The sequence below is a fragment of the Ochrobactrum sp. PL_is501 genome, from assembly GCF_055816895.1.
The window spans coordinates 303,370-321,352 of record NZ_JBVPGR010000040.1; the positions used below are offsets into that span (position 1 = coordinate 303,370).

Consider the following 17,983-nt stretch of genomic DNA (forward strand, 5'->3'; position numbering starts at 1 on the left):
TATGACGCATAGCCACACCAAGAAAATTCTAGTCTGATAGGTACGATCATGGGTTTCAAATGCGGCATCGTTGGCCTGCCAAACGTTGGCAAGTCGACGCTTTTCAACGCGCTGACCAAAACGGCCGCCGCACAGGCTGCAAACTATCCGTTCTGCACCATCGAGCCGAACACCGGCGAAGTGGCGGTTCCCGATCCGCGCCAGAACGATATTGCCCGGATTGCCGGTTCGAAGGAAATCATCCCGACCCGCATCAACTTCGTGGACATTGCCGGCCTCGTGCGCGGCGCTTCGAAGGGCGAAGGCCTCGGCAACCAGTTCCTTGCCAATATCCGCGAAGTCGATGCCATCGTGCATGTTCTGCGCTGCTTCGAGGACGATGACATCACCCATGTCGAGGGCCGCATCGATCCCGTATCGGACGCCCAGACCGTTGAAACGGAACTGATGCTGTCAGACCTCGAAAGCATCGAGCGCCGCATCGTGCAGATCCGCAAGCGCGCGACGGGCAAGGACAAGGAAGCGCTGACCATTCTGCCGGTCATGGAAGCAGCACTCGAACTGCTCCAGAACGGCCAGCCTGTCCGCCTGATGCTGAAGGACATTTCGCCGGAAGACCTGCTGACGCTCAAGGGCCTGAACCTTCTGACCTCGAAGCCTGTGCTCTATGTCTGCAACGTCGCCGAAGGCGATGCGGCCAAGGGCAACGAATTTAGTGCTGCCGTCGACAAGATGGCTGAGGAACAGGGCGCGCAGACGGTCATCATTTCGGCTGCCATCGAAGCCGAAGTCGCGCAACTTCCCGACGAAGAAGCCAAGGAATATCTGGAAAGCATGGACCTTGAGGAACCGGGCCTCGACCGCCTGATCCGCGCCGGTTACAAGCTTCTCGATCTCATCACCTATTTCACCGCTGGACCGAAGGAAACCCGCGCCTGGACCATCAAGCGCGGCACCAAGGCTCCGGCCGCCGCCGGTGTCATCCACACCGATTTCGAGCGCGGCTTCATCCGCGCCCAGACCATCGCCTATGAGGACTACGTCAAATACAACGGCGAAGTCGGCGCCAAGGAAGCTGGCAAGGCACGAGACGAAGGCAAGGAATATATCGTCCATGACGGCGATGTGATGCTGTTCCGCTTCAATACCTGAAGCAGATATTCCAACATTTTGAACTGATTTCGAGTCTGGATAAAGCGTATAAGCAAACAGATAAGGTGTTTCTGCGATTCCCCGTTAACCGGAATTGCTCTGGAGAGTTTTGATTCCGGGAGGAGTCGCCTATTCTCTCGACGCTTTTCTTTTCCCTCACCCTGAGGAGCCGTTGGAAACGGCGCATTATCCTGAGCTTGTCGAAGGATCGAAGGGTCGGGGAAAACGCACAGTGCCTGCCCTCGCCCTTCGAGACGGCTCCCTCGCAAGCTCGGGAGCCTCCTCAGGATGAGGGGCTATCGTAGTGGACAGCGAGGAGACCCAGGGTGAGCAAGCCTCTGCCGAAATATGCCTATGAGGATATGGAACCGGGAATGACCCTTCCCTTCGGTCCTCGTACGATCAGCAAGGAAGAAATCATCGAATTTGCCAGCGCGTTCGATCCGCAGTCCTTCCATCTGGATGAGGAAGCGGGCAAGGCCAGCGTGCTGGGCGGCTTGGCCGCATCGGGATGGCACACCGTTTCCCTCATCATGCGGCTGGTTTGCGATGCCTATCTGACCGACTCCACCTCGCAAGGCGGTCCCGGCGTGGAATTCACGCGGTGGAAGCGTCCCGTTCTGGCGGGCGATACGCTGAACGGCGTGACGACCATCAAGGACAAGCGCATTTCCAGATCGCGCCCGGCAATCGGGCTGGTGACATTCCATCACGAACTGTTCAATCAGCGCGGCGAAAGCGTCTGCGAAATGCAGCACCCATGCATGATGCTGCGCCGTGACTACGATGCGGCTGCGGGAGATGCATCATGAGTTTTCTGGAAGACAATCTCGGGCAGACCGTCGTTATCGGCAGCTATACGTTCACGCCTGAGGAAATCATCGATTTCGCGCGGAAATACGATCCGCAGCCGTTCCATCTGGATGCCGAAGCAGCAAAGAAGAGCGTCTTCGGCGGGCTTTGCGCTTCCGGTTGGCACACCACGGCGGTGTTCATGAAGCTCAATGTCGCCTCCATTGTGAAGGCAACGAAGGACGCTCTGAAACGTGGCGAGACGCCGCCGACATTCGGCCCCTCACCCGGCTTTGAAAACCTCAAATGGCCGAAGCCGGTCTATGCCGGGGATACGATCACCTACAAGCGCGTGGTCCATGCGATCAGGCCGCTGGCCTCCCGGCCCGGCTGGTCAATGCTGACCATGACGACGAACGCCCACAACCAGAATGGCGAAGAGGTGCTGTCCTTCGACAATGCGGCGATGGTGAAGCTGCCGCCAAAGGCCGATCCCTGAAATAATAAAGCCCGGAGCGATCCGGGCTTTTTGTTTCCTCAATCGCCTTCGAAGGCGACGAGTGTGCGGACCGGAACGCCCAGCGCTTCGAGCTTCTTGCGTCCGCCAAGGTCCGGCAGGTCAATGATGAAGCAGGCCGCGACGATTTCCGCGCCCATTTGAAGCAGAAGCTTCGCCGCCGCTTCCGCCGTTCCGCCCGTGGCGATCAGGTCGTCCACCAGAATGATCCGCTCGCCCTTTTCAATCGCGTCGCGGTGCATTTCCATTTCATCAATGCCGTATTCTAGGCTGTAGGCGATACGCACCGTATCGCGCGGCAGCTTGCCCTTCTTGCGGATCGGCACAAAACCGGCGGAAAGCTGATGCGCGATTGCGCCGCCCAGAATGAACCCGCGCGCCTCGATACCGGCGACCTTGTCGACCTTGTTGCCTGCATAAGGATAGACCAGTTCATCGACGGAGCGGCGGAACGCCTGCGCATCGCCCATGAGCGTGGTCACGTCGCGGAACTGGACGCCCGGCTTCGGATAATCCGGAATGGTGCGGATCGCATCCTTTAAGCTGGCTTTAAATCCGGATTCCATTTTCCATCCTTTCAGGCGGCTCGCGGGCCGGTCAAACTAATCAAGGCAAAGTTGGGGCAAAGCCCCTTTACACCTTCGAACGGGTCAATTGCAAAAGAAACCGCCCGTTTCCGCCACAAACATTACGGCGAAGGACCGTTCTTTTTATGGCTTATTTGTGGCAGTGGCTGCGGTTCGTCTTCACCAACAAAAATGGGCGCTCACGGCGCCCATCTTTTAACTCAGGTTTGGTCCGGTGTCAGTGCTTCACATCCGACCAGATCGAACGCTTGGCGACATAGACCAGACCGGCGAAGAGGATCAGGAATATGATGACCCGGAAACCGGTCCGCTTGCGATCTTCCAGATGCGGCTCAGCGGCCCACATCAGGAAAGCCGAAACGTCGCGCGCATACTGATCGACCGTCTGCGGCGAACCATCGTCATAGGTGACCTGGTCGTCGCTGAGCGGCTTCGCCATGGCGAGCGCCTTAGCCGAAATGAAGTATGGGTTGTAATGCGTTCCTTCGGCAATCTGCATGCCTGCCGGCGGCTGTTCGTCGAAACCGGTCAGCAGAGAATGGATATAATCCGGGCCACCTTCGGCATATTGCGTGAATATATCGAAGATGAACTGCGGGAACCCACGTTCCACTGCGCGCGCCTTGGCGATCAGCGAGAAGTCCGGCGGAGCCGCGCCATTGTTTGCCGCCGCGGCCGCAGCCGCGTTCGGATATGGCGACGGGAAGTGGTCGGTCGGAAGCGCCTTGCGGGTGAACATTTCGCCATCCGCATTCGGGCCGTCCTGCACTTCGTATTCGGCGGCGAAAGCCTTGACCTGTTCCGGCGAGTAACCAAGATCTTCCAGCGTGCGGAAGGCCACCAGGTTCATCGAATGGCAAGCCGAGCAGACTTCCTTGTAGACCTTCAGGCCGCGTTGAAGCTGGCCCTTGTCATAGGTTCCGAACGGGCCGGCAAAGCTCCACTTTTCCTGTTTCGGATGGTGGATCGGAAAATGTTCCGGCTCTGCGGCATTGCCGCTTTCCTCAGCCGAAGCGCCACCCATGGCTATCCCAAGCGCAACCAGCGGAGCGATACCGAAGGCAGCGAAATTCTTGAGGATGTTTTTCATTGTTACGTCCTTCATCTCTCTCGCTGCTTAGCCCCGAGTTTCAACAGGGATTTCCACCGGGGTAATCTCGCCCTTGCCGCTCTTCTCCAGAACCGCCTCGGTGATCGAGTTCGGCAAACGCTTCGGCGTTTCGATCAGGCCGATGACCGGCATGATGACGATGAAGAAGGCAAAGTAGTAAAGCGTGCCCAGCTGCGCCATGAAGACGTAGGAACCTTCCGCTGGACGCGAACCGAGCCAGCCGAGGAAGATGGCGTTGACCACGAACAGCCAGAAGAACAGCTTGAACCACGGACGATAAACCGCCGAGCGAACCTTCGACGTATCGAGCCACGGCACGACGAAGAGGATTGCGATCGAACCGAACATGGTCAGAACGCCGCCGAGCTTCGAATCGATCGGGCCGATGTTGAAGGTGATGGCGCGCAGCATCGCGTAGAATGGCAGGAAGTACCATTCCGGAACGATGTGAGCAGGCGTCTTCAGCGAATCGGCCGGGATATAGTTATCCGGATGGCCGAGGAAGTTCGGCATGTAGAAGATGAAATAGGCGAAGAACACGAAGAAGACGAGCGCGCCGAAAGCGTCCTTGATGGTCGCATAGGGCGTGAACGGCAGCGTATCGGTCTTGGACTTGACTTCAATGCCGGTCGGGTTGGTTTGGCCCGTCACATGCAGCGCCCAGACGTGCAGGATAACGACGCCTGCAATCATGAACGGCAGCAGATAATGCAGCGAGAAGAAGCGGTTGAGGGTCGGATTGTCGACCGCAAACCCGCCCAGCAGAAGCTGCTGGATCGGCTCGCCGATGATCGGGAAAGCCGTGAAGAAGCCGGTGATGACCGTCGCGCCCCAGAAGGACATCTGGCCCCATGGCAGCACGTAGCCCATGAAGGCGGTTGCCATCATGAGAAGGAAGATCACCACGCCCAGAATCCACAAGAGCTCGCGCGGTGCCTTATAGGAACCGTAATAGAGGCCGCGGGCAATATGGAGATAGACGGCGATGAAGAAGAAGGATGCGCCGTTGGCGTGCATGTAGCGCAGCAGCCAGCCGGAATTGACGTCGCGCATGATCTTTTCGACGGAATTGAACGCAAGGCCCGTATCCGCTGCATAATGCATTGCCAGCACGATGCCGGTCAGGATCTGCGCAATGAGCATGAAGCTCAAAATGCCGCCAAAAGTGTACATGTAGTTCAGGTTACGCGGCGTCGGATAGGCCACGAAGGAATCATAGACGAGACGCGGCAAGGGAAGCCGTTCGTCCACCCATTTTTCGATGCCGGTCTTCGGCGTGTATGTGGAGTGTCCACCACTCATGTCTTCTCTCCCCAAGACCTGTTAGCCGATCCTGATGACCGTATCGGAAGCGAACGCATATTGCGGAATGTGCATGTTTTCCGGCGCCGGACCGCTGCGGATACGGCCGGCGGTGTCATAAGTCGAACCATGACATGGGCAGAACCAGCCGCCGAAAGAGCCGGCTTCGCCGAGCGGTACGCAACCCAGATGGGTGCATACGCCGATCATCACCAGCCAGTTTTCCTTGCCTTCGCCTGCCGAGCGGGCGAGATCGGTCGCCTGCGCGTCCGAAGCGAGGTTGGCATTGCGCGCGTTCGGGTCCTTGAGATCGCCCAGAGCGGTCGCCTTGGCATCCTCGACTTCCTTGGCGGAGCGGTTACGGATGAAAACCGGTTTGCCGCGCCATTTAACAGTTAGCGATGCTCCTTCCGCCAGGGACGAAACATCAACCTCGATGGACGCAGCCGCGAGTGTCGAAGCGTCTGGACGCATCTGGTCGATAAACGGCCAGGCCAGTCCGCCAGCTCCGACGACACCGGCCATCCCCGTCGCAATATACAAAAAATCACGCCGTGTCGGCTCAGCCGTGTCGTGTGCGCTCACGTGCCAATTCCTTTTCAACCTGCATGTTCAATTGAACTCTCCCCTCGTCCTCTTTTGCACTTGCGCAAAAGTAGTCCCGCAAATGCTCACAGGACGAAATTCCCTCCATTTCACTATTCGGTTTATGCGTGTAAAAATCGCTTGTCCAGACACCAAGCCCTTATGACGGCACGATGTCGCAGGCGAATTTACCTGCCCAATTCAAGGAATGCGCGGCAGATCGATAATGAACTACGGACAGCGGAAAGCCGTCAACTTTCGGTATTCCCGCCGATGAAACCGCCTGACTGCCGGGCCCAAAGTCCCGCATAGAGGCCGCCGCGGGCAACAAGTTCGTCATGCGTGCCCTCCTCCACGATACGTCCCTGATCCATCACGACAAGACGGTCGAGCGCCGCGATGGTGGAAAGGCGATGAGCGATCGCAATGACCGTCTTTCCTTCCATCAGGCGTTTCAGGTTCTCCTGAATGGCGGCTTCCACCTCCGAATCGAGTGCGGATGTGGCCTCATCGAGGATCAGGATGGGGGCGTCCTTCAAGATGGCGCGCGCGATGGCGATGCGCTGCCGCTGCCCGCCGGAAAGCTTGACGCCGCGCTCGCCCACAAAGGCGTCGAAGGAGCGCCGCTCCTGAAAATCCTCGAGATTGGCAATGAACCCGTCCGCCTCCGCCTTTTGGGCCGCCCGCAGCAAATCCTCGTCGGTGGCATCGTCCCGCGCCAGCATGATGTTGTCGCGCAGCGACCTGTGCAGCAAGGCCGTTTCCTGACTGACGACCGCAACGGCCCGGCGCAACGACGTCTGGGTGACATCGCGAACATCCTGTCCGTCGATAAGGATAGAGCCTTTCTCGACGTCGTAGAGACGCAGGATCAGATTCACCAGCGTGGACTTGCCCGCGCCGGAATGGCCGACAAGCCCGATGCGCTCGCCGCCGCGAACCGTCAGGTTGATATTGTCGAGAACACCCTCAGCCTTGCCGTAATGGAAGGTGACATTGCGGATATCGATACGCGCTTCCGTCACCTGCAAGGGTTTCGCGCCGGGACGATCCTCCAAACCGAGCGGCGCGGAAACGAGCCGCATGGAATTTTCGATCAGTCCGAGCTGGCGCAGCATGGCGTTCATCTGCATCATGAGCCGCCCGAGCAGCATGTTGAGGCGCAGCACGAGCCCGAGCGTGAACGACACCTGCCCGACCGTGATGGCATTGCGTGTCCACAGATCGATGGCAATCGCGGCAACCGTCACGATCATCAGGCCGGACAGTGTCGTGAGCGACACGCGAACGCCGGTGAGCGAGCGCATGAACGGAAGAAGCGCTGCTATGTATCCTTTGAACCCGTCGCGCAAATACTGAACGTCGTCATTGACGGTGTTGAGCTTGATCGTCTGGATGTTGGAATAGCTGTCGACCAGACGCCCGTTTATCAGCGACCCCGCTTCGGCGGAAGCCTCGGCCTGACGGCGGATCTGTGGAAGGTAATGGCGGGCAATCAACACGAAGACAGCAATCCATGCCAGCACGACCGCCGCCAGCGTCCAATCCAGCCGTCCGATCAGGAACAATGTGCTGATGCTGTATATGAGCATGAACCAGACGACCTGGATGAGGCTCTGGATGAAATCGCCCGCTGCCTGGCCGGCCTGCCAGACCTTCGTTGCTATGCGCCCCGCAAAATCATTCTGGAAAAACCCGTAGGATTGCTGCAGCACATATGAATTGGCCTGCCACCGGATCAGGTTATAAAAACTGGGGCCCATCACCTGCTCTTCAAGCAGCGTGTTGGCCGCCGTCACGACGAGGCGGACCGCAAGGACAGTGAATCCCATGAAAAGCAGTTCCGGGCCTGCCGCCTGCAAAAGCGCCGACCAGCTTCGCTCGACGCCGCCCCTGCCCGCCTGATCGAGAATATCGACCAGCCTGCCGGTAAAATAGAACAGGCCCGCCTCGACCAGCGGCAGCAAGCCGCCGACGACAAGGGACACCGCCAGCGGCCATTTGGCCTGTCGCGCATAATGCCACAGAAAGCCGAACGTCGTTGAAGGCGGTCTCAGCCTGTCCGGTTCACGAAAGGGATCGACCCAACGTTCGAACAGGCTGTAAACCGCTTTCATCAATGGCTTTTGTCCTTATTTTATAAGCATATCCTCGGTATTTTCATCGAAGCCGAGGAAACCGCCGGACTGGCGCGCCCATAGACTTGCATAAATGCCGCCGAGCGCCACAAGTTCCTCATGCGTGCCGTCCTCGACGATACGCCCCTTGTCCATCACCACGAGGCGATCAAGCGCCGCGATGGTGGAAAGGCGGTGCGCGATGGCGATCACGGTCTTGCCTTCCATCAGCGTGTTGAGGCTGTCCTGAATGGCCGCCTCCACTTCCGAATCGAGCGCCGAGGTGGCCTCGTCCAGAACGAGGATCGGCGCATCCTTCAGCATCACGCGCGCGATGGCGATGCGCTGGCGCTGCCCGCCCGAAAGCTTGACGCCGCGTTCGCCGACATGCGCATCCAGCCCCTGCCGTCCCTTCGGGTCGGTCAGCAGCGGAATGAACTGGTCCGCCTGCGCCAGCCGGATTGCCTGCTGCAACATTTCCTCGGTCGCATCCGGTCGCCCATACATGATGTTCTCGCGGACCGAACGATGCAGAAGCGAGGTATCCTGCGTGACCATGCCGATATTGGCGCGCAGCGAATCCTGCGTGACCCTGGAAATGTCCTGCCCGTCGATCAGGATGCGGCCCTTCTCCAGATCGTAGAAACGCAGCAGCAGATTGACCAGCGTAGATTTACCAGCACCGGAACGCCCGACCAATCCCACTTTCTGGCCCGGCTTGATGGCGAGCGTGAGGTTTTCGATAACCCCGTTGCCCTTGCCGTAGTGGAAGCCGATCCCGTCGAAGTCGAGCTCGCCTTTGGTCACCTGCAATGCCGGTGCATCGGGAACGTCCACGACCTCATGGGAGCGCGCAATCGTGGTGATGCCGTCTTCCACCGTGCCAATATTCTCGAACAGCGCCGACATTTCCCACATGATCCACTGCGACATGCCGTTGAGGCGCAGCACCAGGCCGATGCCGACCGCAACGGCGCCCACGGTAATCGCTTCGTTCATCCAGAGCTGGATGCCGATTGCACCCACCGCAAACAGCAGGATGCAGTTCGCCATGTAGAGGGTGAAATGGAACATCGTGATGAGACGCATCTGCCGGTGCACGGTGCCGAGGAAGCCGTCGAGGCTTTCGCGCACGTAGGATTCCTCGCGGCTTGAATGCGAGAAGAGCTTGACCGTCGCGATATTGGTATAGCTGTCTACGATGCGCCCCGTCATCAGGGAGCGGGCATCGGCCTGCTGTTCCGAAATCACCCGCAGGCGCGGGATGAAGAAACGCAGCAACAGGATATAGACGACAAGCCAGACGGCAAACGGAATCATCAGCACCAGATCCGCAGACGCCGCAATGAACAGCGTGCCCGCGAAATAGACGATGACATAATTGAGCACGTCCAGGAGCTTCATCACCGTTTCACGAACGGCGAGAGCGGTCTGCATCAGCTTGGTGGAGATGCGTCCGGCGAACTCGTCCTGGAAGAACGACATCGACTGGCGGATCAGGTAACGGTGCATCAGCCAGCGCACGCGCATCGGATAATTGCCGAGCAATGTCTGGTGGATGAGCAGCGAATGGATCAGCACCACGCCCGGCAGGCCGATCAGGACGACGCCCGCGATCAAGGTGAGTCGCCAGCCTTCATTGCTGAGGAAAGTCTCGCGCGACTGATGCGACAGCCAGTCGACGATATTGCCCATGAAGGCAAAGAGCGACACTTCGATCACCGCGATCAGCGTCGTGAAGATCGCCATGCCGATGATCCACGGCCATGCGCCACGGGTATAATAAAGGCAAAAGGCTACCAGTCCGCGCGGGGGTTCGCGCGGCGGTTCTTCGGGATAAGCTTCGAGTCGTTTTTCAAACCATCTGAACATGGCGATCCTTTTACGGGCACCTTGCAAAATTTCCAAGATGGAACAGGAACAAAACAGGAATATTTTCGTGATGCGAGAACAATTTTTTCTTGCCGATACTATTTCCGCTTACTGATGTGTTGACGCCGGAGACCCAAGCACGCTCAACGCTTGCAGCCATCCGATTTGTAAGCTACCCGCATCATATGGAACTGCGCGTCGCACTTTACCAGCCCGACATTCCCGGCAATACGGGAACCATCCTGCGAATGGCCGCCTGCCTCGGCTTCGCGGTGGACCTGATCGAGCCCGCCGGATTCGACGTCTCCGACCGCTCCCTGAAGCGCGCCGGAATGGACTATCTGGAACAGGCAGCCCTCACCCGCCATGCGGACTGGCAGCATTTCGAGAACTGGCGCCGGCAGGCAGGCCGCCGCATCGTGCTGCTGTCCACCAAGGCGGCGGTTCCCTATACGGAATACCAGTTTCAGGAAAATGACATTCTGCTCTTCGGGCGCGAGTCGTCGGGCGTCCCCGACACTGTGCACGATGCCGCCGATGCGCGGCTTCTGATCCCGATGATGCCCGGCGCGCGCTCGCTAAATCTTGCGATTTCGGTTGCGATGACGACGGGCGAAGCTCTCAGGCAAAGGAAAAGCCTCGCGAAATGACCGGATTCGCGAAGCGCAGCATCTCCCTTCCGGTCTGAAAGGCCCGCTTCTCCCATGAACCTGTCCATGCGCACCGTCGCTCTCGCCGCTTCTGCCGCTTCCCTGCTGGCAACCGCCCCGGCTTTCGCCAAGGAACCCGAAACCATCAAGCCGAAGGTGATGGTCATCACCATGTTCGGGGAAGAAGCCAAGCCATGGCTTGAAGGCGAGAAGTTCACGCAGAAGATCAAGCTGCCGGGCCTCAATCTCGAATATCCGGAAATCGATTGCACCGCCGATGGGCTTTGCCACATGACGACGGCCATGGGCTTCGCCAATGCGGCAAGCTCGGTTTCCGCGATGGCGCTGAGCGGCAGGCTCGATCTCAGCCATACCTATTTCCTGATCGCAGGCATTGCCGGCGTCGACCCGGAGCACGGAACGCTCGGTTCCGCACATTGGGCAAAATATGCCATCGACGCCAATCTGAACCATCGCATCGACATTCGTGAAGCGCCGGAAGGCTGGCCCACGGACTTCTTCGGCCTTGGCGCGGCAAAGCCCGGCGAAAAGCCGAAATGGGCCGCTGGCACGGAAGTCTTCGAGCTGAACGGCAAGCTTGCCGATTACGCGCTGGCAACGACCAAGGGCGTCGAACTTCTCGATAGCGACGCGGCGAAGGAATATCGCAAGCACTATACTGACGAAGCGGCAACCGGCGCGCCGAAGGTGACGATCTGCGACACGGCTTCCGGCGACACTTACTGGCACGGCGCGAAGCTCGGCGAAGCCATGGCCGAATGGTCGAAGCTCCTGACCGACGGCAAGGCCGACTATTGCACCTCGCAGATGGAAGACAATGCCACGCTGACGTCGCTGAAGCGCGCCGCCGAAGCTGGCAAGCTCGATTTCGATCGCATCGCGCTGCTGCGCACCGCCTCGAACTTCGACCGTCAGGGCAAGGACCAGACGGCGGCTCAATCGCTTGCCGCGAATTCCGGCGGCTTCCCGCTCGCCACGACCAACGCCTATCGCGTCGGCAAGGCCTATGCCGAAAGCATCATCCAGAACTGGAAGGCATGGGAGAAGGCCCCGCAGACCGCAGCGCAATAAGCCTGTAATGGAATAACGATTCAAAAAGCGAAGGCACCCCGCGGGGTGCCTTTTCTGCCTGCTAATGTGAATCGCATTTCAAAGCCTTGGCCATCGCGATTAAAGCACTGCTCAATCCGCAGTCGCCAGACGGCGCATGGTAAACTCGATCACATCGTCCGGCCGCTCGCACCAGCTTTCAATCTCGGTCCAGTAGGCTGCTTTCGGGAATGTCTCGAACCATTCACGCGCCTTTTCGCGCGCCGCCAGCCTCGGCAGCGTGAATGTCTCGCGCACGAAGCCATCGCGCGGCATCCGGCTTTTCGCGCTTTTCTTCACGCTTTTCTGGGCGCGGCTTTTCTCAAGTTGCCTGCGCAGTCCTTCAAGCGGTGGACGGGGCGGTGTTGCTGCCATGCCTTTGCCTCAAAACCCTGAGCAGAGAAAGATAGGTGAGCAGGTTCGCAAAGACGAGTCTTTTCTTGGGGAGAGGATCTATAAGGGCTTGCGACAGCGCGCTTCGCGCTTTGCGCCGATGCCCGACTTTTGATAAGCCTGACAAGAATAGTTCATCCATTTAGAGCGTCGATCTGCTTGGATCAGACCGACGCTCTAAATATATATTTTGAACCGCGCATCTATCCGAAAACCGTTTCACACTTTTCGGGATGCGCTCCAACCTTGGTTGCGCGAGACCGGCGACACCGCCAGACCGCGCCGGAAGGACACGAGAATGCAACGCGAAGAGATTCCGGCCATCATCCCGGCAGACATCGAAGAGAAGAAGCAGGCGGCGCAGCGCTGGTTCGAGGAACTGCGCGATCGCATCTGCGCAAGCTACGAACAACTTGAAGATGAATTGCAGGGGCCGCTTTCGGATCGCGAACCCGGACGCTTCGTCCGCACGCCCTGGCAGAAGGATGACGGCAAGGGCGGCGGCGGCGTGATGTCGATCATGCATGGCCGCGTCTTCGAAAAGGTCGGCGTGCATGTCTCGACGGTCCACGGCGAGTTCTCGCCGGAATTCCGCAAGCAGATTCCCGGAGCCGAGGAAGACCCGCGCTATTGGGCGAGCGGCATTTCGCTGATCGCGCATCCGCAGAACCCGAACGTGCCAGCGGTTCATATGAATACGCGCATGGTCGTGACGACGCGCCAGTGGTTCGGCGGCGGCGCCGACCTCACGCCGGTGCTTGATCGGCGCCGCACGCAGGACGATCCCGACACGCTGGCCTTCCACAAGGCTTTCCGTTTCATCTGCGAGAAGCACAAGGATATTGTCGACTACCAGCGCGTGAAGGACTGGTGCGACGAATATTTCTTCCTGCCGCATCGCAACGAGCCGCGCGGCATCGGCGGCATTTTCTATGACTGGCTGCACTCGCCGGAAGAAAAAGGCGGCTGGGATGCGGATTTTGCCTATACGCGCGATGTGGGACGCGGCTTCTCCGTCGTCTATCCGCACCTGGTGCGCCAGAACTTCAACAAGGACTGGACCGACGCGGACCGCAACGAGCAGCTCATCCGCCGTGGCCGCTATGTCGAGTTCAACCTGCTTTACGATCGCGGCACGATCTTCGGTCTCAAGACAGGCGGCAATGTGAATTCCATCCTGTCGTCCATGCCACCCGTGGTGAAATGGCCGTAAAACATTGAGAAAGGGCCGGTTTCCCGGCCCTTCCCTCATATGGCGAAAGCGGAATGATAGGCGACGTCGCCTTCCGGAACATCCGCCCCGAAGGCCAGACACTGGAAATATTGCGGGGGCACGCCCGGCAGTTTCAGACGCGGATCGGCCTTGAAGCCGAAGCGCCCGTAATAGCCGGGATCACCGAGAAGAACGCAGCCTTTGGCTCCAGCCTTGCGCAATTGCGCGAGACCTTCGCGGATAAGCTTGCCGCCTATCCCCTCGCCCTGCCAGTCCGGGCGGACCGAAACGGGACCAAGCCCGTACCAGCCTTTATCCTCATCGCCGATCTGAACCGGCGAGAAAGCGACATGGCCCAGAACCTGCCCATCCTCTTCGGCAACCAGCGACAGGGAGAGCGCCTTTGCGGCGCGAAGCGCATCGACGATCTCCCCCTCCTTCTGGTTGCTGTAGGCCACGGTGCAAAATGCCTCATCCGTCAGGCGACGGATTTCGGCGGCATCTTGCGGCGTCTCCTTGCGAATATGCATGATGCCCTCCTTCACCGGTTGTTCGCCTGGGCGCGGACATTTTCACGCCCCTTCAACGAAATGCGATAGGGACTGCCCATGCGGGATTCGATGAGCCGCTTGCGGCGCAATTGCTGGAAAATCGCCATCGTGCAATCGGAAAGCAGATAGCCTTCGCGGGTATAGCATTCGATTTCGCAGATACGCCCGCCTTCGCGCAGATGACGGATGTAACCGCCCTGCGCCAGCACGTGCAACACGCGCTGTTCCATGCGTGAGATATTCATTGTCGTTCATGCCTGGATGGAAACCATGACAAGCATCAGCCTTCGCGGACAGTCTGCACCGTCCACGGCCAATGCCGTTTCCGTCCCTGGACCTGCCTGTCAGGCGCTCTCAGCACCCGTCATTCGCAGTTTCGTCCGGAACGCTCAAAGGCTTCCTACAATCTCCAGCATCAACAATTCCTCGGTCAGAGGTCAAAAACAGGAGGGCGATAACCCTCCTGCTCCTTTACAAGCACGGAATCCCGGTGTCAAACCGTTCAGGATTTCGGCTGGTTACGCAGCTTTTCGGCTTCCGCGTAGAACTTCTTTTCCCACTCATTGTGATTGTCCAGCCCTTCCTTGATGAAGGGCGTGAAGATGGCGAGGTTCATCAGGCACCAGTTGACCAGACGGGCCGGAAACTTCAGCGGCTTCACGAAATCGACGAAAAGGACCACCCGCGTCTTGTCGGTGTGGTTCCACGCCTCGTGCTCATAGGCATCGTCGAAAATCAACACCTTGCCTTCCTGCCAATGGCAGACCTGTTTGTCCACGCGGATGGCAAGCTTGTCGTTCGGCTCCGGCACGATGAGGCCAAGATGCAGGCGCAGCACGCCATTATAGGGTCCGCGATGCGGCGGCAGATGCTTGCCCGGCTCGAAGATGGAGAACATGGCCGTGGTCAGACCGGGGATCTTGTTGACGATCCGCCAGGTTTCCGGGCAGGACTTGATGTTCTGTTCCGACTTCACACCAAAACCGAGCAGGAAGAATGTCTTCCAGCGATTGTCGGTCGAGATCGTCTTCACATCGGTCGAAATATCCTGAAAGGAAGGCAGTTCGCTCTGGCGCAGGAGAACCCTGTCCAGTTCCTTGCGGATGGCCGGCCATTCCTTCTCGATTTCCGCCGCCCATGGGAAGGTTGCGTTGTCATAGACCGGCGGATTGCCGAGCTTGGCATATTTCAGGTTGAGACCTTCGGCCCAGGATACGATCCCCATGAAAAAACGGGTGATCCGGCTTGGCCGGTCCATCGCGGCGATGCCTTCGGTGCCAAACTTCTGCTTCGGATCGGTCGCTGTCTTGTCTTGTATCGATGTATCGGGATTGGACATCTCATGCTCTTTCAAAACGCGCGCTAAAAAGTTTTCAGCTTTAACAGGATGAAACTACGGCTGAAATTTGCAAGCAAGCCACTAGTTATTCAATTTATCACGATCAAGTTTGTCCAGAAGCGCGGCACGGTCAAGGCTAAAACCGGAGTCTATCCAGAAAGTTTCAAGGGACCGCAAGGCCTCGCCCAGACCCGGCCCCTTCTCGATGCCCAGCGCCAGAAGATCACTCCCGGTGACGGGAAAGACCGGCGCGTCGTAGTGTTCGGCAGCATCCAGAAGACGCGCGAAACCACCGGCGCGGATCATGGCATCGTCGCTGCCTGCGGCATCGGCCCGCGCCCCGGCATAGGCGAGACGAATGCGATCCAGCACGGCCTGCTTGCTGCCGCGATAGATGGCCTTCTTCAATGCCTGTTCGGAAAGCTCCGGCTTGACGGCATCGGCGCGCGCCCAGGCTTCCAGACGCGCCCGTTCCGCATTGGACATTTTGAGCCGCTTGCCCATTTCTTCCATCCGCACGCTATCGGGCGGAACAATGCTTGCAAGCCGCAAAAGCGGATCAGCCTGCCAGCCAAGGTCGGCTTCGGTTCGCACCAGCCCATGAATGGCGTCGATACCCCATTTCTCGCTTTCCGGCAGGATCAGATTCAGCACTCCGCCCTGACGCATCCACAAAAGCGCGCGCGACGGATCGGGCGCGGACAGCAGCTTCTTCAGTTCCGCCCAGACCCGTTCGGCGGAAAGCTGCGCAAGGCCGTCTTTCAGCCGCGCGCTGGCCCGCAAGCCGTCAGCCTCGGGCCGTCCCGAACCGTACCAGGCGAAGAAGCGGAAGAAGCGCAGAATGCGAAGATAGTCCTCGCGAATGCGCTGTTCCGCATCGCCGATGAAGCGCAAAGTTCGGCTTTCAATATCGGCAAGACCGCCAACGTCGTCGATAATCGTGCCATCAGCGGTCGCATAAAGCGCGTTGATGGTGAAGTCGCGCCGCTCCGCGTCCGCTTTCCAGTCGGTCCCGAAAGCCACTTTCGCATGACGGCCATCCGTCTCCACATCCTGCCGCAACGTCGTTACCTCGAACGGATGCCCCTGCACGACGACCGTGATCGTGCCATGCTCGATGCCGGTCGGCACCGGCTTGAAACCCGCCTCCTTCGCAAGTCTGACTGTCTCCTGCGGCAGATGCGTCGTCGCCAGATCGACATCGCTGACCTTGCTGCCAAGCAGCGTGTTGCGCACTGCACCGCCAACCACGCGTGCCTCGCCGCCATCGCGGTTCAGCGCATTGAACAGGGCCTGCAACGGCTTTGCCTTCAGCCAGTCCGCCTTGCCGGAAATATTGATACTCAAACGTAGAGCCTTTCATAAAGTCCGCGAATGATGCCAGCGGTTGCCCCCCAGATGAATCGCTCATGATAGGGCATGGCGTAATAAAAGCGTTCCTTGCCGTTGAACATCCTGCTTTCACGCCGATGATTCACCGGGTTCATCAGGAAGGAAAGCGGCACTTCGAAAATATCGGCTACTTCGTCGGGGTTGGGATGCAGGTCGAACGGCGTCTTCACCACTGCCAGAATGGGCGTGATCGAAAAGCCGCTGCCGGTCAGATAGCGCGGCAGATTGCCGATAATCTCGGCGCGATCCGCCGCAAGCCCGATTTCTTCATTGGCCTCGCGCAGTGCCGCCCGTTCCGCCGTGCCGTCCTCCGGGTCGATTGCACCGCCCGGAAAGGCGATCTGGCCGGAATGCTTGCGCAATGTGTCGGTGCGCTGCGTCAGAAGCAGCGTGGCTTCCGCCCCCCGATCCACCACCGGCACCAGCACGGCTGCATCACGCATCTTCGCGGTCACCATGGCCTGCGTGAAATCGGGATTGAGCGAATGATCGCCGGTTACCGCATCGTGATCGGGACGCCATTGCCGGACCCGCTCGGCAAAGTCACCGGCTGAAAAGTCAGGGAATGCATTCATTGCAGTGCCGCCTCCAGCGCGTCGGACGCCATGATCGGAAACACCGCGCCGCCGGAGCGGACGGCAAATGTCGGCACGCCGTCGATTTCGATTTCCTCGCCCAGCGCCACAAGATCATACATGACAGAACGCCCGATCAACGCCTCCAGCCGTCCGCGCACCAGCACATAAGGCTTGAGGCCACCGCTTTCCCGCTCGACCACGAAGCGGAGCGGATGCTCGGCATCGGCTGTCACCACGTCACCCACATTGGTGCGGAAGGTCAGCGCCTGCGTCTCGCCTTCGCCGGAAACATCCATCTCGACGGCAATGAAATGCGCGTCTTCCACCCGGATGCCGACTTTTTCCACCGGCGTCACCAGATAGGTCTTGCCGTCCTCATCCTTGCGCAGCACGGTCGAAAACAGCCGCACGAGCTGTTTGCGGCCAATCGGCGTGCCCATGTAGAACCATGTGCCATCCGCCTTGATTTCCATGTCGAGATCGCCGCAAAAGTCCGGATTCCACCGCTCAACCGGCGGAATCCCCCGCTCTTTCGTCGCCGGTCCGCTTTGCGCATCGGCATGGGCGCGCGCGATCAGCGCTTCCAGCCCGCCGGTCGTCTCAGCGTTCCGTATCGAATCTTGCGGCGTGTCTTTGCCTTCAGGGGTGCTTTTTATCATCCGACTCGGTTATTCCTGCTCGAATGTGTTTAATATGCTGGAAGTCATGAAATAGTCACCGTT

19 protein-coding genes are annotated in these 17,983 nt (G+C 59.0%); 6 read left to right on the forward strand and 13 right to left on the reverse strand.

Going from position 1 to position 17,983, the window contains the following annotated elements:
* Nucleotides 1-48: 48 nt before the first annotated feature.
* The 3 genes from ychF (at nucleotide 49) to AC0TOF_RS20990 (ending at nucleotide 2,443) form a co-directional block, all read left to right on the forward strand.
* Nucleotides 49-1,152: a redox-regulated ATPase YchF gene (gene ychF, locus AC0TOF_RS20980; protein ID WP_122001285.1), complete on the forward strand. Its 1,104-nt coding sequence runs from the start codon at nucleotides 49-51 to the stop codon at nucleotides 1,150-1,152.
* 326 nt (nucleotides 1,153-1,478) lie between these two features.
* Nucleotides 1,479-1,964, forward strand: a complete 486-nt coding sequence (locus AC0TOF_RS20985) for a MaoC family dehydratase (protein ID WP_473769667.1) — start codon at nucleotides 1,479-1,481, stop codon at nucleotides 1,962-1,964.
* Nucleotides 1,961-2,443: a MaoC family dehydratase gene (locus AC0TOF_RS20990; protein WP_473769668.1), complete on the forward strand. Its 483-nt coding sequence runs from the start codon at nucleotides 1,961-1,963 to the stop codon at nucleotides 2,441-2,443. Before AC0TOF_RS20985 ends, AC0TOF_RS20990 begins: the two co-directional genes overlap by 4 nt.
* A 38-nt stretch (nucleotides 2,444-2,481) precedes the next feature.
* Here the strand turns inward: AC0TOF_RS20990 and AC0TOF_RS20995 are convergent, their stop codons facing one another.
* From AC0TOF_RS20995 to AC0TOF_RS21020, 6 genes are all read right to left on the reverse strand, one after another.
* Nucleotides 2,482-3,027 carry an adenine phosphoribosyltransferase gene (locus AC0TOF_RS20995; RefSeq protein ID WP_010659612.1) on the reverse strand — a complete coding sequence of 182 codons (546 nt, stop codon included), beginning with the start codon at nucleotides 3,025-3,027 and terminating at the stop codon, nucleotides 2,482-2,484.
* Between the two features lie 238 nt (nucleotides 3,028-3,265).
* On the reverse strand, nucleotides 3,266-4,138 hold the full coding sequence (locus AC0TOF_RS21000) for a cytochrome c1 (protein ID WP_473769669.1): 873 nt from the start codon (nucleotides 4,136-4,138) through the stop codon (nucleotides 3,266-3,268).
* 27 nt (nucleotides 4,139-4,165) lie between these two features.
* Complete coding sequence (locus AC0TOF_RS21005) at nucleotides 4,166-5,461, reverse strand: cytochrome b N-terminal domain-containing protein (RefSeq protein ID WP_122001288.1); 1,296 nt, start codon at nucleotides 5,459-5,461, stop codon at nucleotides 4,166-4,168.
* 21 nt (nucleotides 5,462-5,482) lie between these two features.
* Entirely contained in the window at nucleotides 5,483-6,046 is a 564-nt protein-coding gene (gene petA, locus AC0TOF_RS21010) for a ubiquinol-cytochrome c reductase iron-sulfur subunit (RefSeq protein WP_122001289.1), read from the reverse strand.
* Nucleotides 6,047-6,297: 251 nt separating this feature from the next.
* Nucleotides 6,298-8,163: an ABC transporter ATP-binding protein gene (locus tag AC0TOF_RS21015; protein ID WP_473769670.1), complete on the reverse strand. Its 1,866-nt coding sequence runs from the start codon at nucleotides 8,161-8,163 to the stop codon at nucleotides 6,298-6,300.
* Nucleotides 8,164-8,178: 15 nt separating this feature from the next.
* Nucleotides 8,179-10,035 (reverse strand): ABC transporter ATP-binding protein, encoded by a 1,857-nt coding sequence (locus AC0TOF_RS21020; RefSeq protein WP_473769671.1) that lies wholly within the window; start codon nucleotides 10,033-10,035, stop codon nucleotides 8,179-8,181.
* A gap of 185 nt (nucleotides 10,036-10,220) precedes the next feature.
* Between AC0TOF_RS21020 and AC0TOF_RS21025 the strand changes: the two genes are divergently transcribed.
* Nucleotides 10,221-10,685: a tRNA (cytidine(34)-2'-O)-methyltransferase gene (locus AC0TOF_RS21025; protein WP_473769672.1), complete on the forward strand. Its 465-nt coding sequence runs from the start codon at nucleotides 10,221-10,223 to the stop codon at nucleotides 10,683-10,685.
* A 54-nt stretch (nucleotides 10,686-10,739) separates the two neighbouring features.
* Nucleotides 10,740-11,777 (forward strand): purine-nucleoside phosphorylase, encoded by a 1,038-nt coding sequence (locus AC0TOF_RS21030; protein WP_473769673.1) that lies wholly within the window; start codon nucleotides 10,740-10,742, stop codon nucleotides 11,775-11,777.
* 111 nt (nucleotides 11,778-11,888) lie between these two features.
* Here AC0TOF_RS21030 and AC0TOF_RS21035 read toward each other — a convergent pair whose 3' ends face one another.
* The gene (locus AC0TOF_RS21035) at nucleotides 11,889-12,170 is read right to left on the reverse strand and encodes a hypothetical protein (RefSeq protein ID WP_122001294.1); all 282 of its coding nucleotides are present in this window, start codon (nucleotides 12,168-12,170) and stop codon (nucleotides 11,889-11,891) included.
* 316 nt (nucleotides 12,171-12,486) lie between these two features.
* Between AC0TOF_RS21035 and hemF the strand changes: the two genes are divergently transcribed.
* Nucleotides 12,487-13,401 carry an oxygen-dependent coproporphyrinogen oxidase gene (gene hemF, locus AC0TOF_RS21040; protein WP_122001295.1) on the forward strand — a complete coding sequence of 305 codons (915 nt, stop codon included), beginning with the start codon at nucleotides 12,487-12,489 and terminating at the stop codon, nucleotides 13,399-13,401.
* A gap of 35 nt (nucleotides 13,402-13,436) precedes the next feature.
* On the opposite strand, the gene AC0TOF_RS21045 is transcribed toward hemF, so the two are convergent.
* The 6 genes from AC0TOF_RS21045 to AC0TOF_RS21070 form a co-directional block, all read right to left on the reverse strand.
* A complete protein-coding gene (locus tag AC0TOF_RS21045; RefSeq protein WP_473769674.1) occupies nucleotides 13,437-13,931 on the reverse strand; it encodes a GNAT family N-acetyltransferase in 495 nt (164 codons plus the stop codon).
* Nucleotides 13,932-13,942: 11 nt separating this feature from the next.
* Nucleotides 13,943-14,197, reverse strand: coding sequence for a YjhX family toxin (locus AC0TOF_RS21050; protein ID WP_473769675.1), 255 nt, complete (start codon nucleotides 14,195-14,197; stop codon nucleotides 13,943-13,945).
* 257 nt (nucleotides 14,198-14,454) lie between these two features.
* Nucleotides 14,455-15,291, reverse strand: coding sequence for an ornithine lipid ester-linked acyl 2-hydroxylase OlsC (olsC, locus tag AC0TOF_RS21055; RefSeq protein ID WP_473769676.1), 837 nt, complete (start codon nucleotides 15,289-15,291; stop codon nucleotides 14,455-14,457).
* An 81-nt stretch (nucleotides 15,292-15,372) separates the two neighbouring features.
* Complete coding sequence (locus AC0TOF_RS21060) at nucleotides 15,373-16,638, reverse strand: CCA tRNA nucleotidyltransferase (protein ID WP_473769677.1); 1,266 nt, start codon at nucleotides 16,636-16,638, stop codon at nucleotides 15,373-15,375.
* Nucleotides 16,635-17,258 carry a CoA pyrophosphatase gene (locus AC0TOF_RS21065; RefSeq protein WP_473769678.1) on the reverse strand — a complete coding sequence of 208 codons (624 nt, stop codon included), beginning with the start codon at nucleotides 17,256-17,258 and terminating at the stop codon, nucleotides 16,635-16,637. The genes AC0TOF_RS21060 and AC0TOF_RS21065 overlap by 4 nt, the downstream gene beginning before the upstream one ends.
* Entirely contained in the window at nucleotides 17,255-17,920 is a 666-nt protein-coding gene (locus AC0TOF_RS21070; RefSeq protein ID WP_473769679.1) for a DUF1285 domain-containing protein, read from the reverse strand. The genes AC0TOF_RS21065 and AC0TOF_RS21070 overlap by 4 nt, the downstream gene beginning before the upstream one ends.
* Nucleotides 17,921-17,983 lie beyond the last annotated feature (63 nt).